This window comes from Gordonia sp. 34D, from assembly GCF_056682775.1.
Map to the genome: position 1 here is coordinate 2,269,854 of NZ_CM155293.1, position 15,226 is coordinate 2,285,079.

14 protein-coding genes and 1 tRNA gene are annotated in these 15,226 nt (G+C 62.5%); 7 read left to right on the top strand and 8 right to left on the bottom strand.

The features are described 5' to 3' along the window. The first annotated feature begins 44 nt into the window (after window positions 1–44). Entirely contained in the window at window positions 45–407 is a 363-nt protein-coding gene (locus AC1L34_RS10535) for a chorismate mutase (protein WP_424295031.1), read from the top strand. A 50-nt stretch (window positions 408–457) separates the two neighbouring features. Here the strand turns inward: AC1L34_RS10535 and pgi are convergent, their stop codons facing one another. Both pgi and AC1L34_RS10545 read right to left on the bottom strand, forming a co-directional pair. After that, window positions 458–2,152: a glucose-6-phosphate isomerase gene (gene pgi / locus AC1L34_RS10540; RefSeq protein ID WP_480034756.1), complete on the bottom strand. Its 1,695-nt coding sequence runs from the start codon at window positions 2,150–2,152 to the stop codon at window positions 458–460. Between the two features lie 44 nt (window positions 2,153–2,196). Then, window positions 2,197–2,937 (bottom strand): SDR family oxidoreductase, encoded by a 741-nt coding sequence (locus AC1L34_RS10545; RefSeq protein WP_424295034.1) that lies wholly within the window; start codon window positions 2,935–2,937, stop codon window positions 2,197–2,199. 174 nt (window positions 2,938–3,111) lie between these two features. Here AC1L34_RS10545 and AC1L34_RS10550 point away from each other — a divergent pair, with 174 nt between their 5' ends. Continuing rightward, window positions 3,112–4,407, top strand: coding sequence for a DUF4185 domain-containing protein (locus AC1L34_RS10550; RefSeq protein WP_480034757.1), 1,296 nt, complete (start codon window positions 3,112–3,114; stop codon window positions 4,405–4,407). A gap of 97 nt (window positions 4,408–4,504) precedes the next feature. Then, window positions 4,505–5,662, top strand: a complete 1,158-nt coding sequence (locus tag AC1L34_RS10555; protein WP_424295038.1) for a DUF4185 domain-containing protein — start codon at window positions 4,505–4,507, stop codon at window positions 5,660–5,662. Here the strand turns inward: AC1L34_RS10555 and AC1L34_RS10560 are convergent, their stop codons facing one another. Beyond that, a complete protein-coding gene (locus AC1L34_RS10560) occupies window positions 5,663–6,550 on the bottom strand; it encodes an Fpg/Nei family DNA glycosylase (protein WP_424295039.1) in 888 nt (295 codons plus the stop codon). 69 nt (window positions 6,551–6,619) lie between these two features. On the opposite strand from AC1L34_RS10560, the gene AC1L34_RS10565 reads away from it, so the two are divergent. Then, the gene (locus AC1L34_RS10565; RefSeq protein ID WP_424295041.1) at window positions 6,620–7,369 is read left to right on the top strand and encodes a 3'(2'),5'-bisphosphate nucleotidase CysQ; all 750 of its coding nucleotides are present in this window, start codon (window positions 6,620–6,622) and stop codon (window positions 7,367–7,369) included. A 75-nt stretch (window positions 7,370–7,444) separates the two neighbouring features. On the opposite strand, the gene AC1L34_RS10570 is transcribed toward AC1L34_RS10565, so the two are convergent. Continuing rightward, on the bottom strand, window positions 7,445–8,269 hold the full coding sequence (locus AC1L34_RS10570) for an SDR family oxidoreductase (RefSeq protein WP_480034758.1): 825 nt from the start codon (window positions 8,267–8,269) through the stop codon (window positions 7,445–7,447). Between the two features lie 196 nt (window positions 8,270–8,465). Here AC1L34_RS10570 and AC1L34_RS10575 point away from each other — a divergent pair. Next, a tRNA-Arg gene (locus tag AC1L34_RS10575) sits at window positions 8,466–8,538 on the top strand. Window positions 8,539–8,846: 308 nt separating this feature from the next. Further along, entirely contained in the window at window positions 8,847–10,112 is a 1,266-nt protein-coding gene (locus AC1L34_RS10580) for an LGFP repeat-containing protein (protein ID WP_424323259.1), read from the top strand. Between the two features lie 127 nt (window positions 10,113–10,239). On the opposite strand, the gene AC1L34_RS10585 is transcribed toward AC1L34_RS10580, so the two are convergent. After that, window positions 10,240–10,680, bottom strand: coding sequence for a type II toxin-antitoxin system Rv0910 family toxin (locus AC1L34_RS10585; RefSeq protein ID WP_424295490.1), 441 nt, complete (start codon window positions 10,678–10,680; stop codon window positions 10,240–10,242). Between AC1L34_RS10585 and AC1L34_RS10590 the strand changes: the two genes are divergently transcribed. Then, entirely contained in the window at window positions 10,679–11,308 is a 630-nt protein-coding gene (locus tag AC1L34_RS10590; protein ID WP_424295492.1) for a DNA-3-methyladenine glycosylase, read from the top strand. The two genes, AC1L34_RS10585 and AC1L34_RS10590, sit on opposite strands and share 2 nt — an antisense overlap. Window positions 11,309–11,333: 25 nt before the next feature. Here AC1L34_RS10590 and AC1L34_RS10595 read toward each other — a convergent pair whose 3' ends face one another. The 3 genes from AC1L34_RS10595 to AC1L34_RS10605 are packed head-to-tail and all read right to left on the bottom strand — an operon-like array spanning window position 11,334 to window position 15,080. After that, window positions 11,334–11,519, bottom strand: coding sequence for an antitoxin (locus tag AC1L34_RS10595; protein WP_424295493.1), 186 nt, complete (start codon window positions 11,517–11,519; stop codon window positions 11,334–11,336). Window positions 11,520–11,529: 10 nt separating this feature from the next. Further along, a complete protein-coding gene (locus AC1L34_RS10600; protein ID WP_424295495.1) occupies window positions 11,530–14,031 on the bottom strand; it encodes an HAD-IC family P-type ATPase in 2,502 nt (833 codons plus the stop codon). Beyond that, complete coding sequence (locus AC1L34_RS10605) at window positions 14,028–15,080, bottom strand: MBL fold metallo-hydrolase (RefSeq protein WP_424295502.1); 1,053 nt, start codon at window positions 15,078–15,080, stop codon at window positions 14,028–14,030. The genes AC1L34_RS10600 and AC1L34_RS10605 overlap by 4 nt, the downstream gene beginning before the upstream one ends. Window positions 15,081–15,226: the final 146 nt, after the last annotated feature.

Sequence of the window (15,226 nt, forward strand, 5' to 3'; positions counted from 1 at the left end):
ACTCGCCGTCCACCCCGCGAACCCCGCGTGGCAAAATTGGCTCTGTGAGTGGCAACGATGAGCAGCAGCGCGAGACCAACCCGGCAGATAACACGACGTCCGACGCGGAACTGTTTGCCCTCGACCTCGACGCCCTAAATCTGTCGTCCGATGTGAGCCTGCTCCCCGACGACATTGACGAATTGCGTCCCGAAATCGATCGGATGGACGCGATCATCTTGGCCGCCATTGAGCGTCGCAGCGCCGTGTCGAAGAAGATCGGCGCGCATCGCATGGCAACGGGCGGCCCGCGTCTGGTGCACAGCCGCGAAATGAAGGTTCTGGACCGCTTCTCTGCCCTCGGCACCGAAGGCCACACCCTGGCCATGCTGCTGCTGCGCCTAGGCCGCGGCCCCCTCGGCCGCTAGCCCCGCCTTTCCCGCAGAATTTTCCGCAGAACGGTTCGGTTCCTGTGCCCCTACGACCGTCGGCCGCGCTGCTCGCGGTACCAGCGCACGAGGGCGTCGGTTGATGAGTCGGGCATGGTGGCGGGCGGTTCGGGGTCGCTGATGGCTCCGACGAGTTCGTTGGCCTGTTTCTTACCCAATTCGACGCCCCACTGATCGAAGGGGTTAATTCCCCAGACCATCGCCTTCACGAACGTCTCGTGCTCGTACAGCGCGATCAGTTGCCCGAGGACCGACGGTGTGAGTTGCGGTGCGAGGATCGACGTCGACGGGCGGTTGCCCGGCATCACCTTGTGCGGCACCAACTTTGGCGGCACCCCCTCGGCGGCGATGTCGTCGGCCGTCTTGCCGAACGCGAGGACGTCGGTTTGGGCGAAGAAGTTGCTCATGAGAATGTCGTGCATGCTGCGACCATCAGCGGCAGGCAGGTCTTCGAGCGGCTTCGCGAACCCGATGAAATCGGCGGGAATCAGCCAGGTGCCCTGGTGCAGCAGTTGAAAGAAGGCGTGCTGACCATTGGTGCCGGGCTCACCCCAATAGATCGATCCGGTCGGCGTCGTCACATGATGGCCTGATGTGGTGACGGACTTCCCGTTCGACTCCATCGTCAACTGCTGCAGGTAGGCGGGGAATCGCGCGAGGTCGTTCGAGTAAGGCATCACGGCCTGCGACTGCGCATCCCAAAAGTTGGAGTACCAAAGGCCAATCATGCCCATCAGTGCCGGTGCGTTCTTTTCCAGCGGCGCGGTGCGGAAATGTTCGTCGATGGCGTGGAAGCCAGCGAGGAAGTCGGCGAAGTGATCGCGACCGATCGCAATCATCAACGACAGTCCGATTGCCGAGTCGATCGAGTAGCGACCGCCAACCCAGTTCCAGAAGCCGAACATATTGTCGGTGTCGATGCCGAACTTCTCGACCTCTTCAGTATTCGTGCTCACTGCGACGAAGTGTTTGGCGACGATGTCGGAATCGCCGGTCGCGCCGAGTTCACGCAACAGCCACCGCTTGGCGGCGGTGGCATTGGTGATGGTTTCCAGGGTGGTGAAGGTTTTTGACGACACGACGAACAGCGTGGTTTCCGCGTTGAGGCCGTTGAGGACCGACATCACGTCGGACGGATCGCTGTTGGACACGAAGTGTCCGGTAATTTCCGGATGGCGATAGAAGCGGAGGGCGTCGTACGCCATTTCGGGGCCGAGGTCGCTGCCACCGATCCCGATGTTGACGACGTCGGTGATGCGCTTGCCGGTGTGCCCGGTCCATTCACCGTTGCGGACGCGGTCGGTGAAATCCCCCATGGCGTCGAGAACGGCGTGGACGTCGTCGACCACATTGTGCCCATCGACGAGCAACTCTGCGCCGCGGGGCAGTCGCAGGGCGATGTGCAGCGCCGCCCGGTCCTCGGACGTGTTGAGGTGGGCTCCGGCGAACATTTCGTCGCGCTTTTCTTCGACGCCGGCTTCGCGCGCCAACGCCGAAAGGAGTTCGACCGTCTCGTGGGTGATCAGGTTCTTCGAAAAGTCCAGGTGGACGTCGCCGGCGTCGACCACCATTTCGCGGCCTCGGTCGGGCTCCATGACAAACAGCTCGCGCAGGTGCAGGGAGTACACGTGCTGCTGGTGGGCGGCCAACGCGTGCCAGGAGACGGTAGAGGTGATGTCGGTGTCATCGCCCCCGTCGAGTCGTCCTCGGAGATTGGTCATCATTGGTTCCACATTATGCGTTTCGTTTAGGCCTTGCCGACAGGTGGCTAGATCAACTTGGAAGACAGGGCGTCCGGCAGGAATTTCAGACCCCACGAAATAGGAGTCCAAGGCCAGGACGGGACGGCGGCACGTGTGCGTTCGGCTTCAATGGCCGCGACCATCGCCTTCACTCCGGTATCGGTGTCAGTCATCATTGATGTTTTGACGCCGCGGTTGATATCGGTCTCGATGTAGCCCGGCAGAAGCACGGTCACCTTGATTGGGGTGCGAGCCATTTCGGCCTGCAGTCCCTGCCCGAGCGCGGACAGCCCGGCTTTCGACGCCGAGTAGGCCGCTTGCGCTTTCGGCATCCCGCGGACCGCGCTCATCGAACTGACAAGCACCAGGTGCCCGGCGTTCTGTTTGCGGAAGATGCTCATGGCTGCCTCGATCTGAGCGAGGGCACCGACGAGGTTGGTTTCGATCGTTTCGATATTGGCGGCGGCGTGACCGGTTCCGATGGGCGCACCCTTGCCGAGTCCCGCGTTGACGATGACACGATCGAGTCCGCCGAGTTCGTCGGCGAGCGCGTCGAATACGACGGGCACTGACTCAACGTTGGTGACGTCGAGCTTGGATATCGCGACTTGCTTTGCCTGCGAACGTAATTCGCCCGCAAGTTCGTCGAGACGATCGAGTCGGCGGGCAGCCAGTCCCAGACTGCGGCCGCGCGCGGCAAATTCGCGCGCCATGCCTTCGCCGAGACCCGAACTTGCTCCGGTGATGATGATCTTCTCGCGCAACATGGCCCGAATGTACCGGGTTGCTGTGACATTGCCGCGTGGGCCATCCCGGTCAACGGGTCGGGTTTCAAGAGCATCTCGGATCCGGCCAGGCCTTGCGGAGCCGCAGGCCTGATGAAACCATTACCACTCTAGCCACATTAGTAACTTGAGTCACTTTGATACCAGGAGAGTTGCATGCGCTTTCCCGCACGCTCGCTCACACTCGCGCTAGCCGCGGTCACACTCGCTGCAGTAGGCCTCACCGTTGTCCCTCTCGCCGGAACCGCAGGTACCGCCGACGCCGCCCCGTGCGGCAGCAACGCCAACGGCTCGAGCCTGCCCTTCCTCGACACCGGATCCATCGGCGGTTCCATCGGCGGATCTATTAGCGGCGTCACCGGGACGCAGGGCCCGGCCCCCTATTTCAATAACGGCGTCACTCGAATCATCGATTGGGTAACCGGCCCCAAAAGCAAGAACGACACCTTCGACCGATTCGGCATCTCCGGCACCGACCTCGGCGTGGCGTGGGACAACGGTTCGGGCCAGACACTCCTCGCCTTCGGCGACACCTTTGGCGATTGCAGCGTCGCCGGTAAGCAGTGGCGCCACAATGTGCTGCTGCGCACCAACGACAACGACCTCCACGACGGCCTGTCCGTCCCCTACGGCATCCCGGGCGACATCAACTCCGGCGCGTCGGTGACTGCCGCCGCACCGCGCTACGCCACCCAGATGATCGGTGCCATCGGGTGGAGTGGAATCGAAGTCACGACCATCCCGACCTCGGCCATCTCCATCGCAGGCAAGCAATACCTCAACTACATGTCGGTGCGATCGTGGGGCGACTCCGGCGTCTGGGCGACCAACTTTTCGGCAACCGCCGTATCCAGTGACAACGGCCAAACTTGGACCACCCAGCTCGATACGATCCGCGTGAACGCTGGCGTCACCGTGCCGTTGCCAGTCGGGTGGCCGTCGGCGCAGGCCAACGACGCCAAGTTCCAGCAAGCGGCCTATGTGGAAGGCCAGCGCGACGAGGCCGGATGGATCTATCAATACGGCACCCCCAACGGCCGCTACGGGGCGCTCTACCTGTCGCGAGTTCGCCCGGCCGACATCCTCGACCTCACCAAGTTCGAGTACTGGACTGGCTCGGGTTGGTCCCCGACCATCGACGGCATCACCTCCAGCAAAGCGCGCGTAGTCGGCGCGCCCGTCAGCGAACTCTCCGTCGCATGGAGTCCGTACCTGAACAAGTACGTCATGCTCGACACCGGAACTCTCGGCGTGCACTTCCGCACGGCCGAGCATCCCCAAGGCCCGTGGAGTCTGCCGCGGATCCTGGTGCCGAGCACCCACGGTCTTTACGGCCCGATGATGCTGCCGCAGTCTCCGGCGTTGAAGGGCACCGGACCCGAGTTGTACTTCAACGGCAGCCGCTGGTCCGAGTACAACGTCGTACTCGTGGAAACGAAACTCCGCAGATGAGGCATCGAGTCCGGATCGTGATGCAAGTGGCTGTGTCCTGCCAGCCCGACTGATAGCAAGGAAGACAATGCACTACCAGTAGAGAAGATTGAGATCTATGCGCCGAGTTCTACCTGCCCTTGCCGCCTGCGTCGTCGTCGCTTCGACCCTGACCGCCGTTTCCGGCGTCGGTGCCGCCGACGCTCGGTCTTGCAGCAACAGCGGTACGGGCGTCAACATCCCGGTCATTAATAAGTTCCTTCCGCGCGGTGGCTCCGCGACCGGACCGCAAAAGGCGATGCCCGCCTTCAACAACGGCCGCACGCAAACAGTGTCGTGGGTCACCGGCCCGCTCAGTCCCAACAAGACGTACAAGCGCTTTGGCATTTCCGGTACCGACGTCGGCGTCGCATGGGACAACGGCCGCGGCCAAACTCTGATGGCCTTCGGCGACACGTTCGGCAACTGCCTGACCAGTGACCAGCAGTGGCGACACAATGCCCTGCTGAGGTCCAGCGACGGCAACCTGTCCGACGGTGTGCGCCTGGACGGCCGCGGTTTCGTCGGCGAGATGTTTGGAGCTGTCGGCTTCGACGGCATCGAGAAAACCACCATCCCGACCGCAGGCATCTCCATCGGCGGCAAGCAGTACGTGAACTTCATGTCGGTACGTTCGTGGGGCCCGGCCAGCACGTGGTTCACCAACTACTCGGCGACCGCGGTTTCCAATGACAACGGTCGTAGCTGGCGCACCCCCCAGGGCACGATTCGCCCCAACCTCGGCATCAACGGCGACGCCAAGTTCCAGCAGGGCGCCTACGTCAAGGGGGTCGGCCCGGACGCTGGCTGGGTCTACCAGTACGGCACTCCCAACGGCCGCTTCGGCGCGGCACACATTGCCCGCTTCCGGCCCAACGACATCCTGAATCTTGGTGCTTACCAATACTGGAACGGTCGCGGTTGGACTCCGTCCCCCGACTCGGCCCGCCCCATTGTGCGCGGACCCGTCACCGAACTGTCGGTCGCGTGGAGCCCTTACCTAAACCGGTACGTGATGCTCGACAGCCCGCGCGGAGTTCTCCTACGCACTGCGGCGCACCCGCAGGGCCCGTGGAGTCCCGCGCGGCGCATCGCGCCGTCGAGCTTGGAACTGTATGCACCGATGATGCTGCCCAACTCGCCAGCACTGCGCGGTAGCGGCCCGGAACTGTATTTCAACGCGAGCCGCTGGGACGACTACAACGTCCTGCTGGTCCGCACCAAGGTGCGCAAGTAGCTACTTCAGCAGGCGCGACATCCGACGGTCGGCCAGGATCTTCCCACCGGTTTGACAGGTGGGACAGTACTGGAACGAGCGGTCCGCGAATGACACCTCACGGACCGTGTCACCGCACACCGGACACGGCATGCCGGTCCGCGCGTGCACGCGCAGGCCGGTGCGCTTCTCCGACTTCAGGTTCCCGACGCCCTGACCTTCCAAACGTTCGACGGCGTCGAGAAGCACCGTTCGTGTCGCCGTATAAAGCGCTTCCACCTGCGCGGCGTCGAGCTTGCTGGCGGTCGCGAAGGGCGAGAGTTGTGCGGTGTGCAGGATTTCGTCGGAGTAGGCGTTGCCGACGCCGGCGATGACGCGCTGGTCGGTGAGCAGATTCTTGATCCTTGCGTTGCGGCCAGCCAGGATCTGCGCGAACTGTTCCTTCGACAGTGCCAGCACATCTGGCCCGAGGGTGGCAATACGTTCCACATCGGCGGTATCGCGCACGACCCACGCGGCCAGTCGCTTCTGTGTTCCCGCCTCGGTCACATCGAACCCCTCACCCGGGAGGCCGCAGTGCACACGAAGCGCGATCGGCCCCTTTCCACCGGGTTTGGGCGGCGCCTGGGACAGCGCTTCACTCCATCGCACCCAGCCCGCGCGCGAAAGGTGCACCACCAAATCGATCTCCTCATCCGGCGAGCCATCGGGGCCCGGCACTGTTCGGATAACGAGGTATTTGGCGATCCGGTCGACGCTCGACACGGTTCGACCAGCCAGCGCCGAGTACGGCGGATCTGCGGTCTTCAGTACGGACAGCGAGGCAATATCGACGCGCCGAATCGGCAGTCCAGCGATACGTGAATCGAGGAACGTCGCAATGGCGGTCACTTCGGGAAGTTCCGGCATGAACCCAGTGTGCGCCACGCCCCGGCAATCTGTGGACGGTCGGCGCGGCCGGTGTGTTCTAGTTAGAGGATGCGTCACTCTCCGCCTGCGATGTCCGACACTCAACTCGCCGCGGCGATTGCCGAGGGGGCTGGCGAGATCTTGAACGGCGTCCGACATGAGGGGCTACTCGCTGGCGAGCAACTCGGCGACGTGGGCGATGCGATGGCGCAGGCCTGGATTTCCCAAGTGCTGCGGAGGCACCGTCGACGCGACGCGGTCCTGTCGGAGGAGGCCGAGGACGTCGGCGATCGCTCCACCGCAGAACGGGTGTGGATCATCGATCCCCTCGATGGGACAAGCGAATATTCAATGGGCACGTCCGATTGGGCGGTCCACGTTGCGCTCACCATCAACGGCGCACCCGTCGCGTCCGCGGTGTCCCTCCCCGCCAAAGGGCAGGTGTTCCGCAGTGACGAAGTCCCAGCGGTCGATGGTCCCCTGTCGGGCCGAATCGCGGTGTCACGCTACGGGCACTCGTACCATTCGGCGGCGGTCTGCGAACGTGTGGGACTGAACCCGGTTCGTATCGGTTCGGCCGGCGCCAAAGCCATGGCGGTCGTGCGCGGCGATGTGGACGCCTACGTCCATTCCGGCGGCCAGTACGAGTGGGACAATTGCGCGCCGGTCGGCGTCGCTTTGGCCGCGGGCCTGCATTGCAGTCGGCTCAATGGTCGCCCGATCGTTTACAACAATCCGCAACCGTACATGCCCGACTTCGTCATCTGCCGACAGGAAATCGCCGACGCGGTCTTAGATGCCGTCGCCCACCCATGGTGACTCTCGATCGCTAGGCGATTTGCGTTGGGACACGCCGCAGCGCGCGGCATGTCCCAACGCAAATCGAAACCTGGGCTAGCGGCGAACCCTCTTCAGTCCGTGCTTGCGTGCAGTGAGGTCCAGAACCAACTGACGCGGGGCGATTCGAGCGAGGCTGAACACCAGCGGTGCACTGTTGCCACGCGCGTAGAGCGGTTTGGGATTCGACGCGAGGGCCGCTTCCAAAATTTTCTCGGCCATCTTCTCCGACGCGATGCCCTTACTTTCGTTGCGTCTGGTGGCCGCGGCGACCGTTTCGTACTCGTCGCGATACACCGAATCATCGCCGATGTGAATGGTGCGGTGATCGCCGATTCCGGTGGCGATCGTGCCGGGTTCTACGGTGGTGACGCGGATTCCGTACGGCGCGACCTCGCGGCGCAGCGCCATCGCGTACCCCTTGAGGGCCGACTTGGTCGCCGAGTAGTTGGTTCGGAAGGCGACGGGAAAACTCGAGAGCATCGACCCGACCATCACGACGGTGCCGGTGCGGCGGCGGCGCATGCCGGGAAGCACGGCCTTCGTCAACGCAATCGGCCCGAAAACATTCACTCGAAAGAGGTGCTCGACGGCCTCCATCGGGGTGTCTTCAAATGCGCCAGCAGCGCTTTCACCTGCATTGTTAATCAGGATGTCGATGTCGCCGACGGTTTCGGCGCACGCGGTAGCCGTGGCGTAATCGGCGTTGTCGAGGCGCACGTAGGTGACACCGGGGATTGGGTTCTTTACCGTCTCAGGGTTCCGACTGGTCCCGTATACCTTGTGTCCGAGGGCGATGAACTGCCGTGCGACGGCCTCGCCAATTCCCGTGCTTGCTCCGGTGACCAGCACAGTCAGCTGTCCGGTAGTCGATTTGGTCATGACAATAAGGTAGTCGGCGAGCTCGGAGATGGCCGCTCGGCCGGGGTCAGGAGACGCGAGAGGTTGACCTGAGCAAGGTGTAGGCGGGGCTTCACGTAGACTCTTTCCGTCGGCAACACAATCCCCACCGTGCCCGCCGACCGTGACTGGCCGATGCGGCGAGAAGTTCATTCTGCCCGCATCACCACCGGTCTCCGCTCTCGTAGCTCAGGGGATAGAGCACCGCTCTCCTAAAGCGGGTGTCGCAGGTTCGAATCCTGCCGGGAGCACTCATATCGCCGCAGTCGGCGGTAATCACTTTCTCGACACGCCCGACGCAACCGTCAGTAAACGCGCATCCGGCGCACCAATTAAGTGGATTCCACCGCGAGATCAATAACTAATACCTACGACACTCAGCCCTACAGTCCAATTTCGCTCATCCCTTTTTGCCTTAAACATAAGGCAACATATGCCCGACCATGACTTATGGTAAAAATGGCATGTCAGCCAGGCAAAACCCCGAACCGTGCCGTTTTGTGGCTTACAGTCAAAACCGAAGCAAATGCTTCGCATTTCGGACTAGGAGGATCTAGCGATGAAGACGCGTTTAAGCGCCCTCACCTTAGGACTCGCAGTAGCGGTCGGCTCCGCACTGCTGGTTCCCGCCACCGCACTTGCCGCACCTGTTGACGACGCCACGACAGCGATTAACCAGCTGTCGTCGCAGATCGAATCAGGTGCTGTCGATCGCGGCTTTAACGACGCCGGACTCGGGGCTAAAAAGGGATCGGTCACCGAAAGCGGCGACGGCTTCAAGCAGGTTTTTGCGGGCGGCACCATTTTCTGGTCCGAAAAGACTGGCGCAAAGGTCCTTTACGGCGCCATCGACGAGCGTTACACGCAGCAAAATAATGGCCCGGCCGACATCGGCTTCCCCGACACCAACGAAGCCGACAGCACCGTGGGCGACCCCAGCCGCGTCGCCGAATTTGCCGGTACGGGCGACCCCAAGATCTTCTGGACCCCGACTGACGGCGCATGGTTGGTTCGCGGACCGATGAGTGCGGCAAGCACCGAACTCGGCAAGACCCTCGGAGTTCCGACCGCCGAGATGAAGGTCGACGGAACCAACCTGACCCAGAGCTTCGCCAACGGCGACCTGACCTTCGACCTGAAGACCGGCAAGTGGAGCTCGATGCCCGCATCACTCGCCGCATCGCTCAGCGGACTGAAGCTCCCGAACTGGGGTGCTGACTTCGGCCTGCCCGGCGTTGAACTGCCCAAGGTGAGCCTTCCGTCGGTCGACGTGACCGCCCCCAGCGTCAGCATCGATGCTCCGACGGTCAACGTCGACACCCCGAATGTGAACGCTGACAACGGCGGCATCTCGCCTTGGTGGTGGCTGCTGCTCCTCCTGCTGCCGCTACTGTTCCTGCTCGCATGGACGCGTCGCCGGAAGTCGTACGACTACAAGGCCGTCAAACCCGCAACCGGCCCAGGTTTCCCGGAAGTCACGCCTGAGCGCACCAAGCGGCTCGCTGGCTTGGCCGATGGAACCGAATCGAGTGCAGCCGGTTCGATCGCCAAGTCCGCAGCTGCCGCGACCGCTGCGGCAACCCCCGTTCGTCCGGGTGCCCGAGTCCCGGCCGAAGGTGGCGCCGTGCCACTGCCAATCGGCGCAACGCGTCCGCTCGCGGCCGACCCGATGCGCGCACCTGAGGGCTACCCCATCAAGGCCGTCAACGAAACCGGGCTCTTCTACGTGCCCGGCGAGGTCCTGTACGACGTCGTGAAACCTGACCTGTGGTTCGCGACTGTTCCGACTGCTATCTCCGGTGGATTCCGCCCCATCGAAGACTAACGATCCACGATTGGGGTCACCCCTTCGCCTTCGATGCCGCTAATTGTCGACATCTACACGCGATCGGGTGGCCCCTTTTGTGATGCTCGACGCCGATGGTTTGGCCGAACATCAAGACTTGGGCCGACTACTGGCCGTAGATCTCGTTGAACTTCACCAACGACTTCGCGATGTCGCCCTTGACTGCGGCGATCGCCGCCTTGCCCGCCGGGCCGATCAGTGGCAGACCGCCAAGGTCGACGTTGAACGTGATTTTGGAGTCGTCGCCGATGGGCGTAATCACGAGGTCAAGTTTGGCCTTCACGCCACCTTTGCCGTTGCCCTTGAGCATCACCTGCTTGGGCCGGTCAAACTTCTCAATCTCCCACGCAAAACGCACTCGAATACCCTTGGCGACGATCACCGAGGAAATCTTGGTGCCCTTCTTCAGATCGTCGGCCGGTGGGAGTGGACTGCGCCATCCGTCGTGCAGCACCAACCACTCGGAGTACCGCGAGAGGTCCGCGACGCACGCAAAGGTATCGTCCGGGGAGAGCGCAACATGAATGGATTCGCTGGTCTTCGCCATGACTGAATACCCTAACCGCAACTCACCGTCACAGGTAGATTTGGATGGAAATTCTCGGCTCGACGAGCCGCCAGTCCTGGCTGCCGCGCGCGGAATCCTCGGCAGAACCCTGGTGGGCCACGGGGTGTCCGTGCAGGTCACGGAAGTTGAAGCGTATAACGGACCCGACGACCCCGCCTCACACGCCTATAAGCGGACCCCGCGGTCGGAGATCATGTACGGGCCGCCGTTCCGGCTCTACGTGTATCAGATCCACACGCATTTCTGCGCAAATATCGTCACCAGCGAGGAAGGCCAGGGATCTGCCGTGCTGTTGCGTGCGGGACGGATCGTCGACGGTATTGAACTCGCCAGAGAACGACGGGGCAACGTCGCCGACGATCTGTTGGCCCGAGGACCGGGCAATCTGACACGCGCCTTGGGAATTACGAAAGCCGATCTCGCGACCGACCTCTTAACCGAGAACGGCGTTCATCTATCACCGCAACGCCCGAACGAGCCCATTGAAATCAAAAACGGACCGCGCGTCGGTATCCGCCTCGCCGCAGATTGGCCGTGGCGATTTTGGATAGCTGACGCGCAGTCCGTTTCGGCATACCGACGGCATGCCAAAGCAAAACTGACTTAACGCATTGAGATCAGGTTGCTCGCTACTATTCGGCGGCTGGCGCTTCACCATCAGCGCCAACAGCCTTGCGGGCCGCGTCCTGCGCCTGGTCGACCTTGTCTGCGAACTTTCCGCCGGTGACCTTATCGATCATGTCGCCACCCTTCTCGATGAGATCCGGGTTCGACTTCAGCGCGTCTTTTGCCTTGTTAACAATTCCATCCATGTCCATGCAGGTAATACTACGATGTCCGCGCCAAGATTCGGCTCAAAACTCGCGTAGAAACCTCAATTGCAATACAGCCGACAATGGCACAAACTGCGGCGATCGTCATCATGTGTCCGTTAGACGAATCCAGGTGGAACAACCGCTGACTAAACGGGACCGTAAAGATGAGCACGTACATGCCGACCGACACCGCGAGAAGCACAATCTTCCACCAGTTGTACGGTCGCGCCACCACCGCCAGCACGTACAGGGCGATGGAAATCATCGTGACGAGAGCTGCTGTTGCGGCCTGTGTTTGAACTGCCCCCAAAGTTTGGCTGGCGTTAGCGACCGTCGCGACACCGTCGCCCGGGTTCGTCGCTAAATGCCCCACGTAACTCCCCAGCATCCCCGAATAGTCCCGGTTCACCAGCAAGAAGCACACAAACGTTGCCAGCCCCACGATGATGCCGTTCGGGACCGCTTGGGTCAGCACTCGGCGAACAAAACCCCGCTTGGCACGCTCGTTGTTCGGGGCCAGCGACAAGACGAATGCTGGCACACCGATCGTGAACCATGCCGAAATGGTGACGTGAATCGGCTGGAACGGGTAGCTAATGGCAGCCCAACCCATCAGCTTGGCCAGGAGCCCGGCACCGCCGATGAGCAGCGCCAGCAGGACCGCGTACACGGTCTTGGTGAGGAACAGGTTCGAGACCCGCTCAATGTTCCCGATGACGCGACGACCCTCACCGACGACGTACGGGAGGGTGGCGAATTTGTTATCGAGCAGCACAATCTGCGCCACCGAACGCGCCGCCGACGAACCCGAACCCATGGCGACGCCAATGTCGGCATCTTTGAGCGCCAGGACATCGTTGACACCGTCGCCGGTCATCGCGACAGTGTGTTCCTTGGCCTGCAACGCCTTCACCATGGATCGCTTCTGATCGGGCAGCACGCGACCGAATGCGTCCGCGTCAGCGATCACCGCCGCCAGCGAGTCGCCGTCCGTGGGCAGTTCGCGGGCGTCGACGGCCGTATCTGCGGAACCGAGCCCCAACGATGCGCCAACAGCACCAACCGAACGAGCGTTGTCGCCCGAAATAATCTTGACGGCCACATGCTGCGATTCGAAGTACTCGATGGTGTCGCGGGCGTCGGAGCGAACACGCTGTTCGAGCACGATCAGCGCGGTGGGCACGAGGGTGCCCGGGATCTTTGACGCACCGCTGGGCACCGTGTCGACCGGGACGTCAGTTGTTGCGACCAGCAGTATGCGTAGCCCTGTGGATCCCAGGTCGGAGGCCAGTTTCGCGGTCTCCGATTCCGGGTCCAACAGCACGTCGGGCGCACCGATCAGCCAGTTACCCTGAGAGGCCTGCTGCGCGTCGATAAACGACATGCCCGAGAACTTGTTGGCCGAGCTAAACGGCAGGATCGACGACGTCGTCCAGGCGGGGGCGTCAGGAAACGCTTCTTGAACCGCTTCGATGCTGGCGTTGGGGTGCGGGTCGTTGGCGGCGATTGCCGAGAGGGCTGCTTCGACCGCAGCCTGCTCGACGTCGTCACACACCAGGCGCACCTCGGCGCAGCGCATGCCGTTCTCGGTGAGCGTGCCGGTCTTGTCGGTGCAGACGATATCGACGCGAGCCAAACCTTCAATCGCGGGCAACTCATTCACCAGGCATTGGCGTCTGCCGAGCCGGACCACGCCGACAGCAAAGGCGATCGACGTCATCAGCACGAGGCCCTCGGGGACCATCGGCACCAGCGCCGCGACCATGCCGAGCAGCGCCGAGCGCAGCCCATTCTGGCTAATGAAGAGTTGGTTGACGATCGTCAAGATGCCTGCGGGAATCAGCAGCCACGTAATGACCTTCAGGATCTGGTCGATACCCGACCGCAGTTCCGACGACACCAGGGTGAAGGTGGAGGCCTCTGCGGCCAACTTGTTCGCGTACGAGTCCGGTCCCACCTTGGTGGCGCGATAGGCGCCTGAGCCCGAGACGACAAAACTGCCCGACATGATCTCGTCACCGCAGGCCTTATCGACGGCATCGGCTTCACCGGTCAGGAGCGACTCGTCGATGTCGAGGGCCTCGGACTCGATTGCCTCGCCGTCGACAACAACTTGATCGCCGGGGCCCAATTCGATGATGTCGCCCAGGACCACCTCTTCGGCAGCCATCGCGGTGACAACGCCGTCGCGCCGGACCATCGGCTTGGCCTGTCCGACAATCGCCAGTCGGTCGAGGGTCCGCTTGGCGCGGACTTCCTGAATGATGCCGATGCCGCTGTTCGCGATGATCAGCAGCCCGAAGAGCCCATTAATAAACGAACCGGTCGATGCGACGATGACGAAGAGCACGCCCAGAATCGCGTTGATCCGGGTGAAGACATTGGCTTTCACGATGTCGAGGACAGTGCGCCCCGACTTGCTATCGGCGACGTTGGTGCGGCCCGCCGCGACCTGCTCGGCGACTTGAGCTGCCGTCAGTCCGGGGTCTCGCTCGGTTGTCGTCGGCGTGGTCATGCGCATCGCTCCCACCATGTCGCGTCGAAAAAGGCTGTGCCGGTGCGGTTTTCCGCGACCAACGTGGCTCCGGGCCGTGGCGCACATACGTCGAAGCCGAGCCGCTGGGCTTCGGTTGTCAGCCGAACCATCGGATCAGCCCACGAGTGGCGCGCCAAGTTGAAAGTACCCCAGTGGATTGGCAGCAGAATGCCTGGTCCGGGCGCGCCGTTGAGCATTTGGTGGATTGCCACGGCCTCTTCCGGAGTCAAATGGATATCGGGCCAGCTCGGGTCGTAGGCACCGATAGCAATCAGGGTGACATCGAAGGGCCCAAAATCCCGGCCGGTCTGCACATACGACTGCGTCATCCCCGTATCTCCGGAGAAAAAGAACCGGTGGTGTGGACCGATCACCGACCAGCTGACCCACTGGGTCAGATTCCGGGCGACGCTGCGCCCGGAAAAGTGCCGTGCCGGTGCGGCATGAAAGCGAATGGTTGTCCCGCGGACCGTGAGATCGACCTGCTCGTACCAATCGGCCTGCCGAATGCGGTCGGGCGCAACCCCCCACGCCTGCAAGTGCGCACCCACCCCGATCGGGACAACGAAGATCGCTTCCGGTTGTGCTCGAGCAATCGCGATCACTGTCGGAGTGTCGAGATGGTCGTAGTGGTCGTGGCTGATGAGGACGACGTCGAGGTGTGGCAGTTCAGCGGCGGTCAACGGTGCACGGTGCAGGCGTTTCGGTCCGATGAATTGCGACGGCGAACACCGCTGGGACAGTACCGGGTCCGTGACCATCCGGACGCCGTCGAGGTCGACGACGGCACTCGCATGCCCCAGCCACGTGACAGACATGCCGTCCGGAGTTGCCGGAAACGTCGGGCGCAGTACCGGAATTGGGGCGTTCGGTTTGCCTGGGTGTCGCAGCATGTCCATCGCGATTCCCATGTCGGGCCCCTCGATGTCGGGGGCCGGATCCAGGTTCGCGAAGACACCGTCGCGGGCGAAGTCCGACGATGCGGTCATCGGCGCGATTTGCTCACGATTTGCACCGAGAGCCCGCATCGGAGGCAAGATCCCTGCCTTCTTTGCCAATTTCACCTGTAATGCCAATGCACTCGCCGCAGCCGCGTTTCCCAGAGACCTCACGCTTGTCTAGCGTAATCGGTAACGGGTAATTCGGGTCTTCCGAAACGCTCGCATTTAAAAGG

Excerpts from the sequence above, each read along its gene's own strand:
- AC1L34_RS10555 (WP_424295038.1), top strand. The coding sequence starts at position 4,505 with ATGCGCCGAGTTCTACCTGCCCTTGCCGCCTGCGTCGTCGTCGCTTCG.
- AC1L34_RS10600 (WP_424295495.1), bottom strand. The coding sequence starts at position 14,031 with ATGACCACGCCGACGACAACCGAGCGAGACCCCGGACTGACGGCAGCT.
- AC1L34_RS10560 (WP_424295039.1), bottom strand. The coding sequence starts at position 6,550 with ATGCCGGAACTTCCCGAAGTGACCGCCATTGCGACGTTCCTCGATTCA.
- pgi (WP_480034756.1), bottom strand. The coding sequence starts at position 2,152 with ATGATGACCAATCTCCGAGGACGACTCGACGGGGGCGATGACACCGAC.
- AC1L34_RS10545 (WP_424295034.1), bottom strand. The coding sequence starts at position 2,937 with ATGTTGCGCGAGAAGATCATCATCACCGGAGCAAGTTCGGGTCTCGGC.
- AC1L34_RS10550 (WP_480034757.1), top strand. The coding sequence starts at position 3,112 with ATGCGCTTTCCCGCACGCTCGCTCACACTCGCGCTAGCCGCGGTCACA.
- AC1L34_RS10590 (WP_424295492.1), top strand. The coding sequence starts at position 10,679 with ATGACTGAATACCCTAACCGCAACTCACCGTCACAGGTAGATTTGGAT.
- AC1L34_RS10565 (WP_424295041.1), top strand. The coding sequence starts at position 6,620 with ATGCGTCACTCTCCGCCTGCGATGTCCGACACTCAACTCGCCGCGGCG.
- AC1L34_RS10585 (WP_424295490.1), bottom strand. The coding sequence starts at position 10,680 with ATGGCGAAGACCAGCGAATCCATTCATGTTGCGCTCTCCCCGGACGAT.
- AC1L34_RS10570 (WP_480034758.1), bottom strand. The coding sequence starts at position 8,269 with ATGACCAAATCGACTACCGGACAGCTGACTGTGCTGGTCACCGGAGCA.
- AC1L34_RS10595 (WP_424295493.1), bottom strand. The coding sequence starts at position 11,519 with ATGGACATGGATGGAATTGTTAACAAGGCAAAAGACGCGCTGAAGTCG.
- AC1L34_RS10580 (WP_424323259.1), top strand. The coding sequence starts at position 8,847 with ATGAAGACGCGTTTAAGCGCCCTCACCTTAGGACTCGCAGTAGCGGTC.
- AC1L34_RS10605 (WP_424295502.1), bottom strand. The coding sequence starts at position 15,080 with ATGCGGGCTCTCGGTGCAAATCGTGAGCAAATCGCGCCGATGACCGCA.